Origin of the sequence: Anabaena sp. CS-542/02, from assembly GCF_028331085.1 — a bacterium.
Lineage (GTDB): Bacteria > Cyanobacteriota > Cyanobacteriia > Cyanobacteriales > Nostocaceae > Anabaenopsis > Anabaenopsis arnoldii.
The window spans coordinates 1-17,929 of record NZ_JAQMTM010000108.1 but is presented as its reverse complement, the minus strand read 5'-3'; the positions used below and the strand labels follow the sequence as shown (position 1 = coordinate 17,929).

Genomic DNA, 17,929 nt, shown 5'->3' with positions numbered 1-17,929 from the left:
CACCCCTCCATCTGGCATTGAACGGGATTGACGCACTTTAACTAACCCAATTACAGGTAATTTTACATACCTATTGGTTAATGGATTTACTCCTAATTGAGAAAAGGAAAAAGAACGCATTCGCCCCTGTTTCTTAAATCTGGGAAATCCATGATTTTGTTCCCACATACTGACAAAAGCTTTTTCTAGTCGTCTTAATGTTTGCTGCAAAGATTGAGCATTAACACGTTTTAAATACTCATTTTCCTGGCGTGCAACAGTTAGAGACTTACATTGACTTGCAAATGTGGGACGAGGCGCATCAGCAGGGATGATGTAACAACTATGAATGCTGCAAGCATTTACCTGGCAACTACGAGACTGATACCAGTCTTTACGCTCTGCCAAAGCATGATTGTAAACCCGTCGATGAGTTTCTAACCATTCTTCAAATATTGCTATTTGTTTTTGAGTTGGTTTGAGCTTAAATTCGTAAGTCAGATTAAACACTTGCATCACCTCCTAGTAACATTATACCTTGATGCTAATATTTTTACAGACGATTTTTAGGAATGCGACCCAAGTCGCTACCGCACTACACCCCCATAGTTAGAAACCAGGGGCACTGTGCGCGTTTTTTGGTAGAATAAACTACATAAAGGCTGCACAAAGAGAGGAAGAGAAATTGGATGAACTGAGGGCGGCGCTGGAGTTAGCGACACAAGAGGAATTGCAGGATTTAACGGCAATTTTGTTTAGTCGTAAATTTAATCCCCTAGATTATGTTCATACACCTGAACCCATTGAGGTACAAAGCCAAAGCCGCGAAGCTTGGCTAGACACATTAGAGAATCGGTTTCGGTTTTTAGCCGCGGATGGGATCACAGTATTACGGGGGCGTACAAGTCAGGTAACTTACCGTCAAGCATTAATTCAGGTCTGTAAATATTTGAAAATTACCTATTCTAGAGAATTGACGACCGTTGATTTAGAGGCGGAGTTATTTTTACATCTATTAGGACAGGTGTGGAAAAAACTGCCGGAAAATGAGAAACAAAAATTAAATCAGCAGGTGCAACGTCAACTGTGCCAGTCACAAATCCAACAACCCCTACCACTTTTATTACAGGGCGACCCATTGGGATTACTGGTTAAAGGTGGTAGCGCCTTGGCTGTTACTTCTATTCTGCAGCCATTGGTATTGCAACAGATAGCGCGCCAATTTGCCATCCACTTTGCTAAATATCAAGTAGCTAAACAGACTGCGATCGCCGGTTCTCAAGCAGCAACTAGCCAATTTAAAGGCTATGTAGCTCTACAAATGGCGCGGCGGGGTATGACTATGAATGCGGCTCGTTATGGGGCAATGCGTAGTGTTTTTAGCTTCATTGGCCCAGTGATGTGGACTTGGTTTTTTGCAGATTTAGGATGGAGAGCGATCTCTACTAACTATGGTCGGATCATCCCCACCATATTTGCTCTGGCACAAATTCGTCTCACTCGTGCTGAATGTTGGGAGCCAGCTTGAAGTTAGCTTTTTATCATCCCCACCCTAGTTTACAAACCCCTTGGAATCTGACTCAAATTGGACTGCTGATTTTTCCCTTGAGTCCGTTTTTAGGGGGTGTGAGTATACTGTTGGCAGCATTAATTACTTGTCATAAACAATACCATAGAATTATGCACCGTCCCCTAAACTGGGGATTTGGTGTGTTAAGTCTATTACTGATAATTAGTTCCGCCGTTGCCGATGAGAAAACACAGGCTTTTCTAGGCTTGTTTAATTTATTACCATTCTTTGTAGTTTTTGCCGGACTGAGTAGCCTAATTAAAACCACAGCCCAACTGCGGCAAATAGGGGCGATTTTCGTCATTGGTTCCGTACCAGTGGTGATTATGGGCTTTGGGCAGATGTTTTGGGGTTGGAGTTTCCAGTTACAAGTTTTGTGGATTTTATTAGATTTAGGTCTGTCTGCGGGAGGAGTTCCACCGGGGCGTATGTCCTCTATATTCATGCACGCTAATCTCTTGGCTGCTTATTTAGCGATCGCTTTTACTTTGGGATTGGGGTTGTGGCTGGAACGATGGAGTTTACGCGATAGAAATAATACTTACTTTATTTTTTTAAGCGTGTCAGTAATTACCAGTTTTATAGCCCTGATTTTCACTGACTCACGTAATGGCTGGGTGATGGGAATCATTGCCTGTTTAGCCTATGCACTTTACCAAGGTTGGCATATTATTGTTGGTAGTGTCACCGCTATAATCACCAGTGTCCTGTTAGCAGCTTTCGCCCCCTCACCAGTTGCAGAAACCTTTCGCCGCTTTGTACCGGCTTACTTTTGGGCGCGGTTAAACGATCAAATGTATCCAGATAGACCAGTGGCTTTAATGCGAACTACTCAATGGGAGTTTGCTTGGTCTTTAACTCAGCAAAAGCCTTGGACGGGGTGGGGTTTACGCAGTTTTAGCGACCTCTACAAAGCACAGATGCAAATTGATTTAGGTCATCCTCACAATTTATTTTTGATGCTGTCGGCTGAAACTGGTTTACCGATCGCACTGTTATTTTTTGGCTGTCTTGGTTGGATATGGTTTGCAGGTGTGCAATTGTTGCAGAAACCCAAGTATCTAGACAAAAAAGATAAATTGATATTTTTCAGTTATATTGTTGTGATTTTACAATGGCTGATATTCAACACTGTGGATGTAACTTTATTTGACTTTAGGCTAAATACAATTTCGTGGTTATTTTTCTCTGCACTTTGGGGAGTTGTATATAGTAGTTCTCGTTTGCATAGGTACGGTGAAGAATTCATTGACCACAGATGAAGATATATCTATACAAGGAATCGGGAAAGTTGCTTTTATAGCCAGATTTTTCCAAATTCGATGATATGCTTGATAAAAGCTATGTTGGTAGATGGAAGTTCTGGTGCGTGGGATGGGGGGTCAGGTGTGCGATCGCGCCTAAGAAATAGTCCAAGAATTACGTAAAAGCCAGTAAATAAACTTGACTCACATTGTTTACAAAGATTATGAGCAAAGCAGAAACAGAAACAGTTAAACAATTAGCGATCGCCCTACCAATGAATGCCATTCAATCCTTTTGTCAACGCTGGCAGATCGCTCAATTATCAGTATTTGGCTCAATTTTACGCGATGATTTCAATGCGCAGAGCGATGTAGATTTTTTGTATGCCCTCAAACCTAATACTCGCTGGAGATTATCAGATTTAATTGATGCTGAAGAAGAATTAGAAAAAATGCTCATGAGCGATCGCCAGCAATTACTTTTAGCTGAACTTAACCGCTATGTAGATTTGTTAAGGGATTTTTACAATCCTCAATCAATTATATTATTTGGTTCAATGGTAAGTGGGACAACCCATGAATGGTCTGACCTTGATTTAGTCATAGTTAAAGAAACGACGCAACGTTTTTTGGATCGCACTAAAGAAGTAATTCAGTTGCTGCAACCACGAGTAGGGATTGATATACTGGTCTATACTCCTGTTGAGTTTGAAAATTTATGCAAAGAACGGGCTTTTTTTCGAGAGGAAATTTTAGGGAAAGGCAAGATTTTGTATGAGCAGGGAGTATGAAACGTGGTTAATTTTTGCTCGTGAGGATTTGCAAATGGCAGAATTAGCGATCGCTAATAACATATACAATAATCAAGTGTGCTTCCATGCCCAGCAATGCAGCGAAAAAGCGATTAAAGCTCTACTTACGGCTCAAGGAAAAACTCCACCCCGCAGTCATCGGTTTAGTGATTTAGTGAATTTACTTAATCCTAATCCTCTTGTGTCGATCGCTTTAGATATCCAACTTCTTGATCGTTTTTACCTTCCTACCCGCTACCCCGATGCTTTTTTCATGCGTTACTTCGTAATAAATAATACATTTGCTGTTAAATTTTCAGTAAAATCAACAGTAATTATCATAGCTATTCAATTTCCACAAACCATTACTAAGGGAAAAAGCATAGTAGACATGATATGGTGCTAAGTCATAATTCCTGAGTGCAACTAATCGGTAAAATGGATGTGTCCGTCATCAAGTAAAATACGCCTAAGTAGCTGATCTGTATGCTGACAACTTCTGACTTTCTTCAGTACGGCCAATGGTCGGGTATTGCCACCATAGCATTCGCCGCCCTGACATTGCTGGCTTTTATTGTCAAGTGGGGTATCCGCTTTCGACTGGTGGGTACAACCGGCTTTATGTTGGTGCTGACTGCGGGTTTATTTTCTCTGTCTTTGGTGCCTTTGAGTCGCACTGTGATTCCAGGGGCGGTAAAATATACTTTAGTTTATGATAATGCTTCTACAGAAACGGTGATTGCTACATCACCTCAAATTTCAGCCGAACAATTAGAAGCAACTTTGTTGCAAGCGGCTAGTAATCTGTATTCCTATGGTCGTCTGGGGACAAGGGGAGATAATCAACTGACTATTCGCGCTCGTACTGTGATTCATCCTGAACCAGGGGTTTCTGTACCTCTTTACTTAGGTCAGATCAAGCGGACATTAGCTAGTCGCGAAGATGGGAATATGGAGCTACAAATTTATTGGGAAAAATTCGCTCAATTACCCGATGCTGCTTCTTAGTGCTGAATTAGTTCCAACTTTTTCTTGGGTCACGGGGTAGAAAATGGTTGATTTTGGTGAAGTTTCATCTTTACTCGGCGCTCTCCCCGTTGATTTTTTGTTCTCCCGGGTAAAATTCTTTGTCAACAAAATAACATATTTTTTTTGTATTATACTATACAGTATTGATGCTTTTTAGATTAGGATATATAATTGTTAATTCTGGGTCTTCAAAAATTTGGTAGTTCAGAGTTGGAGCCGCATGGGCGTGATTAGAGCCAATGGAAACGAAAATTTCTGGACATAAGTGTAAAATTTGATTAAGAATTATCAACGTTTTGGCACACTAGATTTATATGCCCAGTCAATCTTTTACAAAAAACTTGTCTACTCAAACTTCTAACTCATTATTGACATTGACAGTTGCTCCCGGAAAGGTAATGCGTGGTTGTGGGGTTTTACAATCAACACCAGCAGAAATTTACCGCCTGGGAACTCGTCCCTTATTAGTGGCGGGTAATTCTACTGTGACTATGGCTCAAAAGAGTCTACAACCAATTTTAGCCCAGGAAAATTTAGTCACAGCCGTAAAGAGTTATGGTGTAGATTGCTGTGAAGCTAGTTTACAAGCTTTAAGGACAGCAGCCCAGGAACACCAAGCTGATGTGATTATTGGTTTTGGGGGCGGTAAAGCTTTGGATGCAGCTAAGTTAGTCGCCTATCAGTTGCGGTTACCAGTAGTGACAATTCCTACATCTGCGGCTACCTGCGCCGCTTGGACTGCTCTTTCTAATGTCTATTCGGAAACCGGGGCTTTCCTCTATGATGTGGCTCTGTCTGGCTGTCCTGATTTATTAATACTTGACTATGATTTAATTCAAACAGCACCACAACATACATTGGTGGCAGGAATTGGGGATGCGATCGCTAAATGGTATGAAGCATCAGTCAGCAGTGGCAATTCTCAACAAACTTTAATTATTGCCGCAGTGCAACAAGCGCGAGTTTTACGAGATATACTATTGCAAAAGTCAGCTACCGCCCTCAAAGAAGCAGGTGGTGAGGTTTGGCAAGAAGTGGTAGATGCTACAGTTTTACTGGCTGGGGTAATTGGCGGGCTAGGAGGGGCGCAGTGTCGCACGGTGGCGGCTCATGCTGTACATAATGGGTTAACTCACATCCATGGACACGGTAGTATACATGGTGAAAAAGTTGCCTACGGTATTTTGGTGCAGCTGCGTTTAGAAGAAATGTTACAAAACAATCAACTTGCAGCATCGGCGCGGCAACAGTTGTTAAAGTTCTATGCAGACATTGGACTGCCGCGAAATTTGGACAATTTAGGTTTAGGCAACATTACATTAAAAGAATTACAAACAGCTGCGGAAATTAGTTTAGCTCCCCAGTCTGACATCCATCGACTACCGTTTAAAGTTGTGACAGAAGAGTTGATGGCTGCAATGGTTTCTACCACTGCACCAACGGATAGTAGAGAGGTGATTAATCGTGTCTCCTCCAGGGGAATGAATGAAGAGGTTTTACAATGAGCTTGAATTGGATTACCCCCGCAGAACGCATACAACAGCTACCGCCTTACGTATTTGCCCGTTTAGACGAATTGAAGGCTAAAGCGCGCGAACAAGGACTTGATTTAATTGATTTGGGGATGGGAAACCCAGATGGTGCCACACCACAGCCAGTGGTGGAAGCAGCAATGGCGGCGTTACAAAATCCCGCCAACCACGGTTATCCGCCTTTTGAAGGTACTGCTAGTTTCCGCAGTGCCATCACTAATTGGTACAATCGCCGCTATAATGTGGTTCTAGATCCGGATAGTGAGGCTTTACCTTTACTGGGTTCTAAGGAAGGATTAGCCCATCTGGCGATCGCTTATATTAATCCTGGTGATTTAGTTCTGGTTCCTTCCCCCGCCTATCCCGCCCATTTTCGCGGTCCATTAATTGCTGGGGGGAAAATTCATAGTTTGATTCTCAAACCAGAGAATAACTGGTTAATTGATTTAGCTGCTATTCCCGATGCAGTTGCACAACAAGCCAAAATCCTCTATTTTAACTATCCCAGTAATCCCACCGCCGCCACCGCCCCCCGGGAATTCTTTGAGGACATCGTGGCTTTTGCTCGGAAATATGAAATTCTGCTGGTGCATGACTTATGCTACGCCGAGTTAGCTTTTGATGGTTATCAACCCACTAGTTTGTTAGAAATTCCCGGCGCAAAAGAAATTGGCGTTGAGTTTCACACTTTATCTAAAACCTACAATATGGCTGGTTGGCGGGTGGGTTTTGTGGTGGGGAATCGTCATGTAATTCAAGGTTTGCGCACCCTCAAGACTAACTTGGATTATGGTATTTTCGCCGCTTTGCAAACCGCAGCCCAAACAGCTTTGGAACTACCAGATGTGTACTTACATCAAGTACAACAACGCTACCGCACCCGCCGAGATTTTCTCATCAGCGGTTTAGGAAAATTGGGCTGGGATATCCCCAAAACCAAAGCTACTATGTATCTATGGGTAAAGTGTCCCGTGGGTATGGGTTCTACGGATTTTGCCTTGGATGTCTTGCAACAAACTGGCGTTGTTGTTACTCCTGGTAATGCCTTTGGGACTGCAGGTGAAGGCTATGTTAGGATCAGCTTGATTGCAGAGTGCGATCGCTTGGGTGAAGCTTTGCACAGATTTAAACAAGCTGGTATCCGTTATCAACCCGAAACCGTAGTCTCTGGTTCACAATAGAGAAAATCACTGATGTCTACCCCCTGTGCTACCAATTCTCATTTAATTGTTGCCGGTTTTCATGCTCTTTCTGACCCCATCAGGATTAATGCGGTAGAATTGCTGCGAAAGCGGGAACAGTGTGTATGCGACTTGTGTGATACCTTGGGGGTAAGTCAGTCAAAACTATCTTTTCACCTGAAAACCCTCAAAGAAGCAGGCTTAGTCAACGCCCGTCAAGAAGGACGCTGGATTTATTACAGTTTGAATTTGAGCCAATTCGCTGTTTTAGAAGCATATTTAGGAGAATATAGCCGGTTAGGAGAAATATCTCCTGCTCAGTCTTGCGATAATTTTTCCTGATATATCAAGTTTTATTGATGAATTTTTGTATACAGTAACCTCTGAGTCATTGACATATCAATTTTTTTTGAAATGATATAAAAGTAAAGCTTTCTTAATTAAATATGAGAGTGCGTGTAGGAATCAACGGATTTGGTAGAATTGGCAGGCTGGCTCTAAGGGCTGGATGGGGTTGGCCAGAATTAGATTTTGTGCATATCAACGAAATTAAAGGCGGTGCGGTAACAGCGGCACACTTATTAAAGTTTGATTCTGTCCATGGACGTTGGCCACTAGAAGTAAAAGCAGATGATGAAAGTGTTTTAATAAACAATAAAAATCTGAGATTCAGTGATTATGCTGAACCAGGCGCAGTTCCCTGGGATGACTTGGGTGTTGATTTGGTTTTGGAATGCTCCGGTAAGTTTCGCACTCCTCAAACCCTCGACCCTTATTTTAAAAGGGGAGTACAAAAAGTAATTGTCGCTGCTCCGGTAAAGGAAGAAGCCTTAAATATAGTCATGGGGGTAAATGATTATCTCTATGACCCCCAAAAGCATCACCTGCTCACTGCTGCTTCTTGTACTACTAACTGTTTAGCTCCAGTAGTCAAGGTAATTCATGAAGGTTTAGGTATTAACCATGGAGTAATTACTACCATCCATGACAATACTAATACTCAAACCATAGTTGATGCTCCCCATAAAGATTTACGCCGGGCGCGGGCTACGAGTTTATCTCTAATTCCGACTACAACCGGTTCAGCAACAGCCATTGGGTTAATTTATCCCGAACTGAACGGTAAGGTCAACGGTGTGGCGGTGCGAGTCCCATTACTGAATGCTTCTTTAACAGATTGTGTGTTTGAAGTTGCAAGACCTACCACAGTAGATGAAATTAATAGCTTATTGAAAGCAGCGTCAGAACGAGAACCCCTCAAAGGTATTTTAGGCTACGAAGAGCGTCCTTTAGTATCCATTGATTACAAAGATGATCCTCGTTCTTCTATTATTGATGCTCTTTCTACAATGGTGGTGGATGAAACTCAAGTCAAAATCCTAGCTTGGTATGACAATGAATGGGGTTACGCGAATCGGATGGTTGAATTAGCGCGTAAGGTTGCATTGAGTGATTAGTCATTTACCTGAGTCCAAGGAAATCTGCTGTAACAATCTTTCTCCCTACTCCGCAATTGTGTATGACATCTTCTACAGCTTCTGGCGCTAATCTCAAGAATTATATTCTTGTTACCCTAGCCTATTGGGGTTTTACTATTACTGATGGTGCTTTGCGAATGCTGGTACTACTTTATTTTAATAGTATCGGCTATACTCCCTTACAAATCGCCTTTTTATTTCTATTCTATGAAATCTTTGGGGTTATTACCAACTTTCTGGGGGGTTGGATTGGTTCCCAATTGGGTTTAAAGGTAACTCTTTATACGGGTATTGGCTTACAGGTTTTTTCTTTAGTCATGCTATCATGGCTGAATCCCGATTGGGCGCAGTGGATGGCGGTGGGTTATGTGATGGTAGCCCAGGCCTTTTCCGGGATTGCCAAAGATTTAACTAAAATGAGTTCTAAGAGTGCTATTCGCTTGGTGGTACCCCAGGAGGCTCAGTCATCTTTATTTAAGTGGGTGGCGGTATTAACAGGTTCCAAGAATGCACTTAAAGGGGTAGGCTTTTTTGTTGGTAGTGTGCTGTTGTCTTCTTTTGGCTTTACCTCTTCCCTATTAATTATGGCTGGGGGACTGTTCTTAATTATGTTCACCGGGTTGATGTTGCCTAGGGGTATGGGTAAAATCAAGGCCAAAGTTAAGTTTAGCCAACTGTTTTCTAAGAGCAAAGAAATTAATATTCTCTCAGCTGCGAGATTTTTTCTGTTTGGTTCCCGCGATGTGTGGTTTGTTGTGGGGTTACCAGTGTTTTTACGGGGAAATTTAGGCTGGTCGTTCTATCAAGTGGGTGGATTCTTGGCTTGTTGGGTGATTGGTTATGGTGTGATTCAGTTTTTAGCGCCCACCCTTATCCAGCGCTTTGGTTCTGGTCAACCACCGAAATCTCAGACTATCCAGTTTTGGACATTTACCCTCACAGCAGTTCCGGCGGCGATCGCCTTGGCTTTACAATTGGGCGTACCTGGTAACATCGCCATTATTACCGGACTGCTTGTATTTGGTGTAGTTTTTGCTTTTAACTCAGCAGTCCACTCCTACCTAGTGTTAGCGTTCACCGATGACGATAAAGTCGCCCTCAACGTTGGCTTTTACTATATGGCTAACTCCGGGGGTCGATTAGCTGGTACGGTTTTATCAGGGTTGGTATTTCAATATTTTAACTTAGTAGGTTGTCTGTGGACATCCATGTTATTAGTCTTAGCAGCCGGACTGGTGACGATGAAGTTACCTGACCCACAACCGAGTCAAGCTATAGCTTGGAAATCCGAAGGTGGAGATTAGGTTCATCAACGCTGGGTAATGCTAAGACTTTTTGCAACAATTCAATACGTTCAGGCACAAATTGATAGTAAATCCATGTGCCGCGTCGTTCTTTGTTGAGTAAACCAGCTTCATATAAAACCTTGAGATGATGACTCACAGTTGGTTGTGATAGTCCCAAAGGTTCTATTAACTCACAAACACAGGCCTCGGCTTGGGGTCGGTTAGCAATGAAACTGAGAAGTTGTAGTCTCGCTGGTTCTCCCAATACTCGGAAAATAGCTGCTATCTCTGCTACTTCATCAGCCTTAAGGAAGCTGGATAGCACTGGTTTACAACAGTTTTTCAGGTCTATGGGCGAGTTCATATTCATATATTGACACTTATCGATATGCTATGGCAAGATATTGATAAACATCTATATAGATGTTTATCAATTCTGTAAGGAGATAAATTATGGCAGTATTGAAAACTCATGTGGCTTTGAACGTGACTAATCTGGTAAAGTCAGTAGAATTTTATCAGGCAATGTTTGGTATGGAACCCGTCAAATATAAAGCTGACTACGCTAAATTTGATATTTCTCATCCGGCTTTAAACCTAACTCTCAACCTAGCCAATCATATCCAGTCTGGTGGTGCCTTGTCTCATTTAGGGGTACAAGTTGAAAGTACACAAGCAGTGCATTCTGCCATCCAAAGGTTTACAGAGGCAGGACTGGCATTGTTTACTGAAGAAGATATAGACTGTTGTTATGCTGTACAAGATAAAGTTTGGGTAACAGACCCAGATGGCAACCGTTGGGAAATTTTTGTAGTCAAAGTTGCTGATACAACACCAAGTGAGAACTGGAAACACTCCTGTTGTGGTTAAATAACCTCCTCTTCCATAATTCCTCATTTTAGGTGATATCAATGAATACCAACACAAACACAACCCCGCTAAAAGCCGGGAGTAACCTGAGTGTTTTTGAGAAATACTTGACTGTTTGGGTATTTTTGTGCATCTTAGCCGGAATTGCACTAGGGAGGTTATTTCCTGGGGTGGCGATCGCACTGGATGCAATGAGTATTTATCAAGTTTCCCTACCCATTGCAGTGTGTCTATTTTTCATGATGTACCCCATCATGGTAAAAATTGACTTTACCCAAGCTGTGAATGCAGTCCGCGCCCCTAAACCTGTAATTCTCACCTTAATAGTCAACTGGTTAATTAAACCATTCACAATGGTGGTATTTGCGCAGTTTTTCTTGGGTTGGTTATTTCGTCCATTAATTACAGGTACAGAATTACTGCGTGGGAGGGAAGCAGAAATAGTTAATTCCTACATCGCCGGGACAATTTTATTAGGAATCGCTCCCTGTACCGCCATGGTGTTGATGTGGGGATATCTATCCTACGGTAACCAGGGACATACCTTAGTCATGGTGGCAGTAAATTCACTATTAATGCTATTTTTGTATGCACCCTTGGGCAGGTGGTTACTAGCAGCCAATGATTTAATAGTACCTTGGCAAACCATAGTTTTATCAGTAATCATTTATGTTGGTTTACCTTTAGTGGTAGGAATGTACAGCCGTTATTGGATTTTTAAACACAAAGGTAGACAGTGGTTTGAAAGGCGGTTTTTAAAGTATCTCACTCCGGTTGCTATTACTGCTTTGTTAATTACTTTAGTCTTGCTATTTGCCTTTAAGGGTGAAGTGATTGTTGAGAATCCCTTGCACATTTTATTAATTGCTGTACCCCTATTTATTCAAACTAATTTCATTTTCTTGATTAGTTATGTGGCAGCATTAAAACTGAATATATCTTATGAAGATGCCGCACCAGCTGCATTAATTGGAGCTAGTAATCACTTTGAAGTTGCTATTGCTACAGCTGTGATGTTGTTTGGCTTAAATTCCGGTGCTGCATTGGCTACGGTGGTAGGTGTGTTAATCGAAGTTCCAGTGATGTTGATGTTGGTGAAAATTTGTCAGCGCACAGCGGTTTGGTTCCCCAGGGAGCCAGAAAAAGCTACATTACCAGATCCACGCTGTATTAGTAGTGAGGATTTGACTTTACGGTAAAATACCCAATCAAAATTAAACTTAAACAGCCAAAAACTTTTGGATCACATCCTGACTCAGTTCTGTGGTGGAACCAGAGGCCACAATCCCACCTTTTTGCATGGCGTAATAGTAATCAGCTTGACGGACAAAGTGTAAGTGTTGTTCTACTAATAACACAGAAATCCCTTTGGTTTCTACTATGCGACGTACTGCGGCTTCAATTTCCAGGATGATTGAGGGTTGTATACCTTCGGTGGGTTCATCTAAGACGAGTAACTGTGGTTCTCCCATTAAAGCACGGGCGATCGCTAACTGTTGTTGTTGTCCACCGCTCAAGTCACCACCCATGCGGGATAACATAGTTTTTAACACCGGAAATAAGCTAAAAACTTCTTCGGAAATTTCTGCTTTTTTACGGTTTTTTGGTCTAGCTTCTAACCCTAGAAGCAAATTTTCTTTGACTGTCAACCGGGGGATAATCTCTCGTCCTTGAGGAACATAACCAATTCCCAGTTTTGCCCTTTGGTCTGGAGATTTGGAGTTGATTAATTCTGCATTTAAGTTAATTGTGCCACTGCGGGGTGAGAGTAACCCCATAATTGTTTTGAGTAGAGTGGTTTTACCTACACCATTACGTCCAATTAAGCAGATCATTTGCCCTGGTGGTACGCTTAAATCTACGTTGCGTAAAATATGGCTTTCACCGTAGTAAACGTTAAGTTGAGAAATTTTTAGCATCAGTTTTTTGATTCTCAATGGCGGTTATGATTTATCTAAGCTCCAGACCCTATTTATTCTGGCTGTTCTCCTAGATATACTTCGATTACACGGGGGTCATTTTGGACTTGTGCAAAACTCCCCTGACATAGTACGGAACCTTCATGTAATACTGTTACCGTTTTGGCAATTTGGCGCACAAATTCCATATCGTGTTCAATGACTAGAATTGAATGGCTTTGGGCGAGTGTTAATAGTAGTTGTCCGATATTATAGGTTTCTTCATCTGTTAACCCTGCAACTGGTTCATCCACTAGTAATAAGTCGGGGGACTGTGCTACTAACATCCCAATTTCTAAACGTTGCTTTTCTCCGTGGGAGAGTAAACCGGCGGGAATGTCTGCTTTAGGGGTTAAACCAACTGTTTCTAATAAGCCTTTAATACTATTATTTTCCGTGGGATGAGAGGGATGAAATAGGGTAGAAAATACATTTTTGTGGCGGTTAATAGTAATTTCTAGGTTGTCACGGGGGGTTAAGTTTAAGTAAATTCGCGGTGTTTGGAATTTCCGCCCAATTCCTAAGCGCGCGATTTCATGTTCAGGTAAAGAACGCAGATTTTTACCTTTGAATAAAACTCTCCCAATGGTTGGTTGTACTTTCCCGGTAATTACATCCAGAAAGGTGGTTTTTCCCGCACCGTTGGGACCAATTACTACCCGCAACTCTCCCGCATCCATACTAAAGTTGAGTTGATTGATAGCTTTAAAACCGTCAAAACTGACGGTGACGTTTTCAGTTTCCAAGATTTTCGCGTTCATGTTGCACTTCTGGGTCTGCTTCTAAGGTGGGATATGTGGGGATTGGGCGAGGGCGGTGGAAAAAAGGAATCTGTTGCTTTTTTAACCATCCCATGAGACCGTCAGGTAAGACTGTGACGACTATTAAAAATAGTGCGCCTTGAAAAAATAGCCAAATTTCGGCAAATTGTTCACTTAAAAAAGTGCGCGCATAATTGACTAATAAAGTACCGACTATCGCCCCGGTTAAGGTAGCGCGTCCCCCCACCGCCACCCAAATCACCATTTCAATAGAAAAAGCAATATCCATGGTTCGCGGTGATACTGAACCGCTTTGAAGTGTATAAAATGCTCCTGCTATCCCGGCGATCGCACCGGAGACCGCAAACACTAAAACTTTAAATTCTGTGGGGTTATAGCCAGAAAATCGCACCCGACTTTCATCATCTCGAATAGCGATTAATAATCGCCCAAAGCGTCCACTGGTCAACCAGCGACAAATCCCATAGGTTAGGGCCAGAACAATTACCGTCAAGGTATAGAAAATGAATTGGGTTTGGGAGTCACTGACATTCACCCCAAACAAGGTTCTAAAACCTGTGAGTCCGTTAGTACCGTTAAACAGTTTTTGTTGACCATTAAAGAAGTTGAAAAATATAATCACTGCGGCTTGGGTTAATATGGAAAAATAAACCCCCTTGAGGCGATTCCGAAATACTAAGTATCCTAATAATCCCGCTAGTAGGCTGGGAATCAACACCACCGCCACTGTGGCCAGGGGAAAAGAGTAGAAAGGATACCAAAACCAAGGAAGTTCTTTCACGCCATACAACCCCATAAAATCAGGTAATTCATCGGGGGGAACTTGCAGTTTTAGGTACATAGCGATCGCATATCCCCCTAAACCGAAGAAAATCCCATGTCCCAAACTCAGCAACCCGGTATAACCCCAGATTAAATCCAGACCCAAAGCCACAATGGCCAGGGACAAAAACCGCCCCAGTAGATTCAACCGAAACCCCGAAAGCATTGCTGGTATAATTAAAATCAGGATCAGTGCGATCGCCACCACCACCCCAATCTCAATTAAAATTAACCGTCCGCCCTTCTGACTCATGCTCTGCGTCCTTTCTGGTTTAAACATCAACAGTACGACCTTTTTGAGGAAAAATTCCCCCAGGTTTCCACTGTAAAAACGTGATAATCAGTGCAAACACTAACACCTTGGCCATACTTGTAGTCGCAAAGAAATTCAACACATCAGCTAAAGGTTGAAGAGGAGATAACACCAAAGCTAGAGTCCCAGAACCAATTAAAAAATTAGCCGTACCAATTCCCAAAGCCGCCACAATAGTTCCTGCTAAATTCCCCACACCACCGACCACTACCACCATAAAGGTATCAATAATATAATTTTGTCCGGTGTTTGGCCCTACAGAACCCAGTAAACTAATAGCACAACCAGCCACACCAGCCAAACCCGACCCCAAAGCGAAAGTGATAGCATCAACTTTTTGAGTAGGGATACCCAAACAAGCACTCATACTGCGATTTTGGGTCACAGCACGAATCCTTAATCCCCAGTTAGAGCGCTGTAAAAATAGATAAATTCCCGCTACACAGATTATTGTCAAAGCCATAATAAACAAGCGAGCAAATGGTAATTGGAGACCACCTAAAGACATTCCCCCTTGTAACCAACCAGGAGCCGTCACATCTACATTTTGAGCGCCAAACCAAGGTTGAGTAAACACCTGTTGCTCACTCAATAAATTTCCCATTGTTATTGTTATACCCAGAGATAGTAACAACAACAATCCTACAAACCATTTACGCACTTTCCCCCCATTACTCCGAACATTTAAAATCCGTAAACCTCCGAAAAACAACACACAAAATAGGAATATGCCAATTACTAATAACCAATTCACACTGCGAACAAACTGTTGAAAAATTAAACTCACCCCCCAAGTTGCTAGGAGAGTTTCTAAAGGTCGTCCATACAGATAACGAATCACGCCCCGTTCTAACACTAACCCCACAACAGCAGTGAATAGAAAAGCAATAATCAAAGCCAAAAATATATAAAAATCAAACCACACTCCGCCCAACTGTTTGCAGGCATTTTGTACTACAAAAGTGGTATAAGCTCCAAACATCATCAATTCACCATGGGCCATATTAATCACGCCCATCAAACCAAATATAATGGCTAGTCCCAAAGCAGCAATTAATAATACTGCCCCAATACTAATACCATTAAATAAAGCTTCTAAGACACCTATTAACACCTATTTATCCTCAATAAATATCAATAGTCAATGACTATTGACTATTGACCATTAACTTAAACTTGCTTGTACTTACCACCTTTAGCCGGGTCTGACCAATCACAGCCAAATCCTTGAGTTTCTTGGACAAATTGATTCCAGGGAATTGGTTCTACTGGTGCAGGGGTAGCATAGACAATATCGAATAAACCATCTTGTCTCACTTCACCAATGCGCACAATTTTAGACAAGTGATGATTGGCGTTCATAGTCACTTTACCTTCTGGTGCATCTAAAGTTTGACCATAGGCCGCAGCGCGCACCTTATCTAAGTCAGTTGTCCCAGCTTTTTCTACCGCTTGTTTCCATAAATAAACGGCGACGTATGCTGCTTCCATGGGGTCGTTAATTACCCGGTCTGCACCATACTCTTTTTTAAAAGCTTCTACAAACTTTTTATTTGCAGGTGTGTCTACTGTTTGAAAGTAATTCCAAGCTGCATAGTGACCTTGGAGATATTCAACACCAATGGCTTTAACTTCCTCTTCTGCAATACTTACAGACATAGAGGGATATTTATCTGCTGTTAATCCAGCCCCTTTTAATTGTTTGAAAAATGCCACATTGCTGTCACCATTGAGGGTGTTATAAATTACGCCACCATTGGGTAAAGCTTGCCTAATTTTAGAGATGATGGGTGTAACTTCTACGTTACCTAGTGGTAAATAATCTTCACCCACAGTTTTTCCACCTAAAGCCTCCAATTGAGCCTTAATGATGGTGTTTGCAGTCCGGGGAAAAACGTAGTCAGAACCAACTAAAAAGAATTCTTTGCCTTTATTTTTTAACATCCAGTCAACAGATGGTTCAATTTGTTGATTGGGAGCCGCACCAGTATAGAAAATGTTTTTAGAACATTCTTGACCTTCATACTGTACCGGGTACCAGAGCATATGGTCTTTACTCTCAAACACCGGCTTAACATTCTTGCGACTAGCTGAGGTCCAACAACCAAAAATGACAACAGTTTGATCTTGATCAATTAGTTTGGTAGCCTTTTCTCTAAAAGTATCCCAGTTAGAAGCGCCATCTTCAGTAATCGCTTCAATTTGTTTACCTAACACACCACCCGCAGCATTAATTTCTTTAATTGCTAATCTTTCAGCATCAACAACGCTTCTTTCACTAATCGCCATTGTCCCGCTGAGGGAGTGTAAAATACCTACTTTGATGGTACTACTGCTATCTGTAGCAGTATCACTACTGCCATTAGTAACAGTATCAGTAGCATTGGGTGACTCATTCCCGCAAGCCTTGAGCAAAAGGCTAGTACCGAGAGTTGCGGAACTATAAAGTAAAAACTTCCTTCGGTTAAATTGTTGAGTCATATTCGGATGAATTGATTACACTGCTTATCTACAGTATTTGATGTTAGTTTGATAGTTTACTATTAAAAAGTTAGCTAATATACAAAGTTTTATAAATTTAGATTGCAACTGATTCAGGAAATCCAGCCCAAAATCAAAAGCGCCCTTCCGTTGGGAAGAGCGCTTTGATCAATCAGAGAAAGTGTTAATTAAATTTCTTAACCTGAATCTCTTAGCCGTTGATTGCAGGAGCAGTCAAAGCAACAGGAGCAACATCACCAGCAGCCAAGTCTAAGGGGAAGTTGTGAGCGTTACGCTCGTGCATTACTTCCATACCCAGGTTAGCGCGGTTGATGACATCAGCCCAGGTAGCGATGACGCGACCTTGAGAGTCAATTACTGATTGGTTGAAGTTGAAACCGTTCAAGTTGAACGCCATGGTGCTTACACCCAAAGCGGTGAACCAGATACCGATTACAGGCCAAGCAGCTAAGAAGAAGTGTAGTGAACGGCTGTTGTCGAAGGAAGCGTATTGGAAGATTAAGCGACCGAAGTAACCGTGAGCAGCTACGATGTTGTAGGTTTCTTCTTCTTGACCGAACTTGTAACCGTAGTTTTGAGATTCGGTTTCGGT

Annotated in this window: 19 protein-coding genes and 1 pseudogene; 12 read left to right on the top strand and 8 right to left on the bottom strand. The window is 42.0% G+C overall.

Features of this window, described 5'->3' with window-relative positions; all coding sequences use genetic code 11:
• On the bottom strand, nt 1-495 hold a 495-nt coding region (locus tag PN447_RS12295; protein WP_271763325.1), incomplete at its 3' end, for an RNA-guided endonuclease InsQ/TnpB family protein.
• Between the two features lie 169 nt (nt 496-664).
• On the opposite strand from PN447_RS12295, the gene PN447_RS12290 reads away from it, so the two are divergent.
• The 10 genes from PN447_RS12290 to arsJ all read left to right on the top strand — a co-directional run bounded on the left by PN447_RS12290 (nt 665) and on the right by arsJ (nt 10,108).
• Complete coding sequence (locus PN447_RS12290) at nt 665-1,507, top strand: YaaW family protein (RefSeq protein WP_271763324.1); 843 nt, start codon at nt 665-667, stop codon at nt 1,505-1,507.
• Nucleotides 1,489-2,811: an O-antigen ligase family protein gene (locus PN447_RS12285; RefSeq protein WP_271763322.1), complete on the top strand. Its 1,323-nt coding sequence runs from the start codon at nt 1,489-1,491 to the stop codon at nt 2,809-2,811. The genes PN447_RS12290 and PN447_RS12285 overlap by 19 nt, the downstream gene beginning before the upstream one ends.
• Nucleotides 2,812-3,017: 206 nt before the next feature.
• Nucleotides 3,018-3,584 (top strand): nucleotidyltransferase domain-containing protein, encoded by a 567-nt coding sequence (locus PN447_RS12280; RefSeq protein WP_271763321.1) that lies wholly within the window; start codon nt 3,018-3,020, stop codon nt 3,582-3,584.
• Nucleotides 3,568-3,990, top strand: a complete 423-nt coding sequence (locus PN447_RS12275; RefSeq protein WP_271763320.1) for a HEPN domain-containing protein — start codon at nt 3,568-3,570, stop codon at nt 3,988-3,990. The genes PN447_RS12280 and PN447_RS12275 overlap by 17 nt, the downstream gene beginning before the upstream one ends.
• Nucleotides 3,991-4,070: 80 nt before the next feature.
• A complete protein-coding gene (locus PN447_RS12270) occupies nt 4,071-4,592 on the top strand; it encodes a Ycf51 family protein (RefSeq protein WP_271730571.1) in 522 nt (173 codons plus the stop codon).
• 335 nt (nt 4,593-4,927) lie between these two features.
• Complete coding sequence (locus tag PN447_RS12265) at nt 4,928-6,118, top strand: iron-containing alcohol dehydrogenase family protein (protein ID WP_271763319.1); 1,191 nt, start codon at nt 4,928-4,930, stop codon at nt 6,116-6,118.
• Nucleotides 6,115-7,326, top strand: coding sequence for an aspartate aminotransferase (locus PN447_RS12260; RefSeq protein WP_271763318.1), 1,212 nt, complete (start codon nt 6,115-6,117; stop codon nt 7,324-7,326). Before PN447_RS12265 ends, PN447_RS12260 begins: the two co-directional genes overlap by 4 nt.
• Nucleotides 7,327-7,338: 12 nt before the next feature.
• On the top strand, nt 7,339-7,668 hold the full coding sequence (locus tag PN447_RS12255) for an ArsR/SmtB family transcription factor (RefSeq protein ID WP_271730574.1): 330 nt from the start codon (nt 7,339-7,341) through the stop codon (nt 7,666-7,668).
• 104 nt (nt 7,669-7,772) lie between these two features.
• Nucleotides 7,773-8,783 (top strand): ArsJ-associated glyceraldehyde-3-phosphate dehydrogenase, encoded by a 1,011-nt coding sequence (locus tag PN447_RS12250; RefSeq protein ID WP_271763317.1) that lies wholly within the window; start codon nt 7,773-7,775, stop codon nt 8,781-8,783.
• Nucleotides 8,784-8,845: 62 nt separating this feature from the next.
• Entirely contained in the window at nt 8,846-10,108 is a 1,263-nt protein-coding gene (gene arsJ, locus PN447_RS12245) for an organoarsenical effux MFS transporter ArsJ (protein WP_271763316.1), read from the top strand.
• Here the strand turns inward: arsJ and PN447_RS12240 are convergent.
• Nucleotides 10,077-10,460, bottom strand: a complete 384-nt coding sequence (locus PN447_RS12240; protein WP_271763315.1) for an ArsR/SmtB family transcription factor — start codon at nt 10,458-10,460, stop codon at nt 10,077-10,079. The genes arsJ and PN447_RS12240 overlap by 32 nt on opposite strands.
• Before the next feature lie 83 nt (nt 10,461-10,543).
• On the opposite strand from PN447_RS12240, the gene PN447_RS12235 reads away from it, so the two are divergent.
• Nucleotides 10,544-10,960 (top strand): ArsI/CadI family heavy metal resistance metalloenzyme, encoded by a 417-nt coding sequence (locus PN447_RS12235; RefSeq protein WP_271763314.1) that lies wholly within the window; start codon nt 10,544-10,546, stop codon nt 10,958-10,960.
• Between the two features lie 41 nt (nt 10,961-11,001).
• On the top strand, nt 11,002-12,159 hold the full coding sequence (gene arsB, locus PN447_RS12230; protein WP_271763313.1) for an ACR3 family arsenite efflux transporter: 1,158 nt from the start codon (nt 11,002-11,004) through the stop codon (nt 12,157-12,159).
• 21 nt (nt 12,160-12,180) lie between these two features.
• Here arsB and urtE read toward each other — a convergent pair whose 3' ends face one another.
• The 6 genes and pseudogenes from urtE to PN447_RS12200 form a co-directional block, all read right to left on the bottom strand.
• Nucleotides 12,181-12,879 carry an urea ABC transporter ATP-binding subunit UrtE gene (gene urtE / locus PN447_RS12225; RefSeq protein WP_271763312.1) on the bottom strand — a complete coding sequence of 233 codons (699 nt, stop codon included), beginning with the start codon at nt 12,877-12,879 and terminating at the stop codon, nt 12,181-12,183.
• A gap of 53 nt (nt 12,880-12,932) precedes the next feature.
• Nucleotides 12,933-13,679, bottom strand: a complete 747-nt coding sequence (gene urtD / locus PN447_RS12220) for an urea ABC transporter ATP-binding protein UrtD (protein ID WP_271763311.1) — start codon at nt 13,677-13,679, stop codon at nt 12,933-12,935.
• Nucleotides 13,654-14,775, bottom strand: a complete 1,122-nt coding sequence (gene urtC, locus PN447_RS12215; RefSeq protein WP_271763309.1) for an urea ABC transporter permease subunit UrtC — start codon at nt 14,773-14,775, stop codon at nt 13,654-13,656. The genes urtD and urtC overlap by 26 nt, the downstream gene beginning before the upstream one ends.
• A gap of 19 nt (nt 14,776-14,794) precedes the next feature.
• Nucleotides 14,795-15,949: an ABC transporter permease subunit gene (locus PN447_RS12210; protein ID WP_271763308.1), complete on the bottom strand. Its 1,155-nt coding sequence runs from the start codon at nt 15,947-15,949 to the stop codon at nt 14,795-14,797.
• A gap of 56 nt (nt 15,950-16,005) precedes the next feature.
• A complete protein-coding gene (gene urtA, locus PN447_RS12205) occupies nt 16,006-17,316 on the bottom strand; it encodes an urea ABC transporter substrate-binding protein (RefSeq protein ID WP_271763307.1) in 1,311 nt (436 codons plus the stop codon).
• Between the two features lie 211 nt (nt 17,317-17,527).
• Nucleotides 17,528-17,929, bottom strand: a pseudogene (locus PN447_RS12200) (photosystem II q(b) protein); the annotation flags it as partial.

Coding starts and splice junctions, on each gene's coding strand:
- PN447_RS12275 (WP_271763320.1), top strand. CDS start 3,568: ATGAGCAGGGAGTATGAAACGTGGTTAATTTTTGCTCGTGAGGATTTG.
- urtD (WP_271763311.1), bottom strand. CDS start 13,679: ATGAACGCGAAAATCTTGGAAACTGAAAACGTCACCGTCAGTTTTGAC.
- PN447_RS12250 (WP_271763317.1), top strand. CDS start 7,773: ATGAGAGTGCGTGTAGGAATCAACGGATTTGGTAGAATTGGCAGGCTG.
- urtC (WP_271763309.1), bottom strand. CDS start 14,775: ATGAGTCAGAAGGGCGGACGGTTAATTTTAATTGAGATTGGGGTGGTG.
- arsB (WP_271763313.1), top strand. CDS start 11,002: ATGAATACCAACACAAACACAACCCCGCTAAAAGCCGGGAGTAACCTG.
- PN447_RS12235 (WP_271763314.1), top strand. CDS start 10,544: ATGGCAGTATTGAAAACTCATGTGGCTTTGAACGTGACTAATCTGGTA.
- PN447_RS12260 (WP_271763318.1), top strand. CDS start 6,115: ATGAGCTTGAATTGGATTACCCCCGCAGAACGCATACAACAGCTACCG.
- PN447_RS12265 (WP_271763319.1), top strand. CDS start 4,928: ATGCCCAGTCAATCTTTTACAAAAAACTTGTCTACTCAAACTTCTAAC.
- PN447_RS12255 (WP_271730574.1), top strand. CDS start 7,339: ATGTCTACCCCCTGTGCTACCAATTCTCATTTAATTGTTGCCGGTTTT.
- arsJ (WP_271763316.1), top strand. CDS start 8,846: ATGACATCTTCTACAGCTTCTGGCGCTAATCTCAAGAATTATATTCTT.
- urtE (WP_271763312.1), bottom strand. CDS start 12,879: ATGCTAAAAATTTCTCAACTTAACGTTTACTACGGTGAAAGCCATATT.
- PN447_RS12280 (WP_271763321.1), top strand. CDS start 3,018: ATGAGCAAAGCAGAAACAGAAACAGTTAAACAATTAGCGATCGCCCTA.
- PN447_RS12285 (WP_271763322.1), top strand. CDS start 1,489: ATGTTGGGAGCCAGCTTGAAGTTAGCTTTTTATCATCCCCACCCTAGT.
- urtA (WP_271763307.1), bottom strand. CDS start 17,316: ATGACTCAACAATTTAACCGAAGGAAGTTTTTACTTTATAGTTCCGCA.
- PN447_RS12240 (WP_271763315.1), bottom strand. CDS start 10,460: ATGAATATGAACTCGCCCATAGACCTGAAAAACTGTTGTAAACCAGTG.
- PN447_RS12270 (WP_271730571.1), top strand. CDS start 4,071: ATGCTGACAACTTCTGACTTTCTTCAGTACGGCCAATGGTCGGGTATT.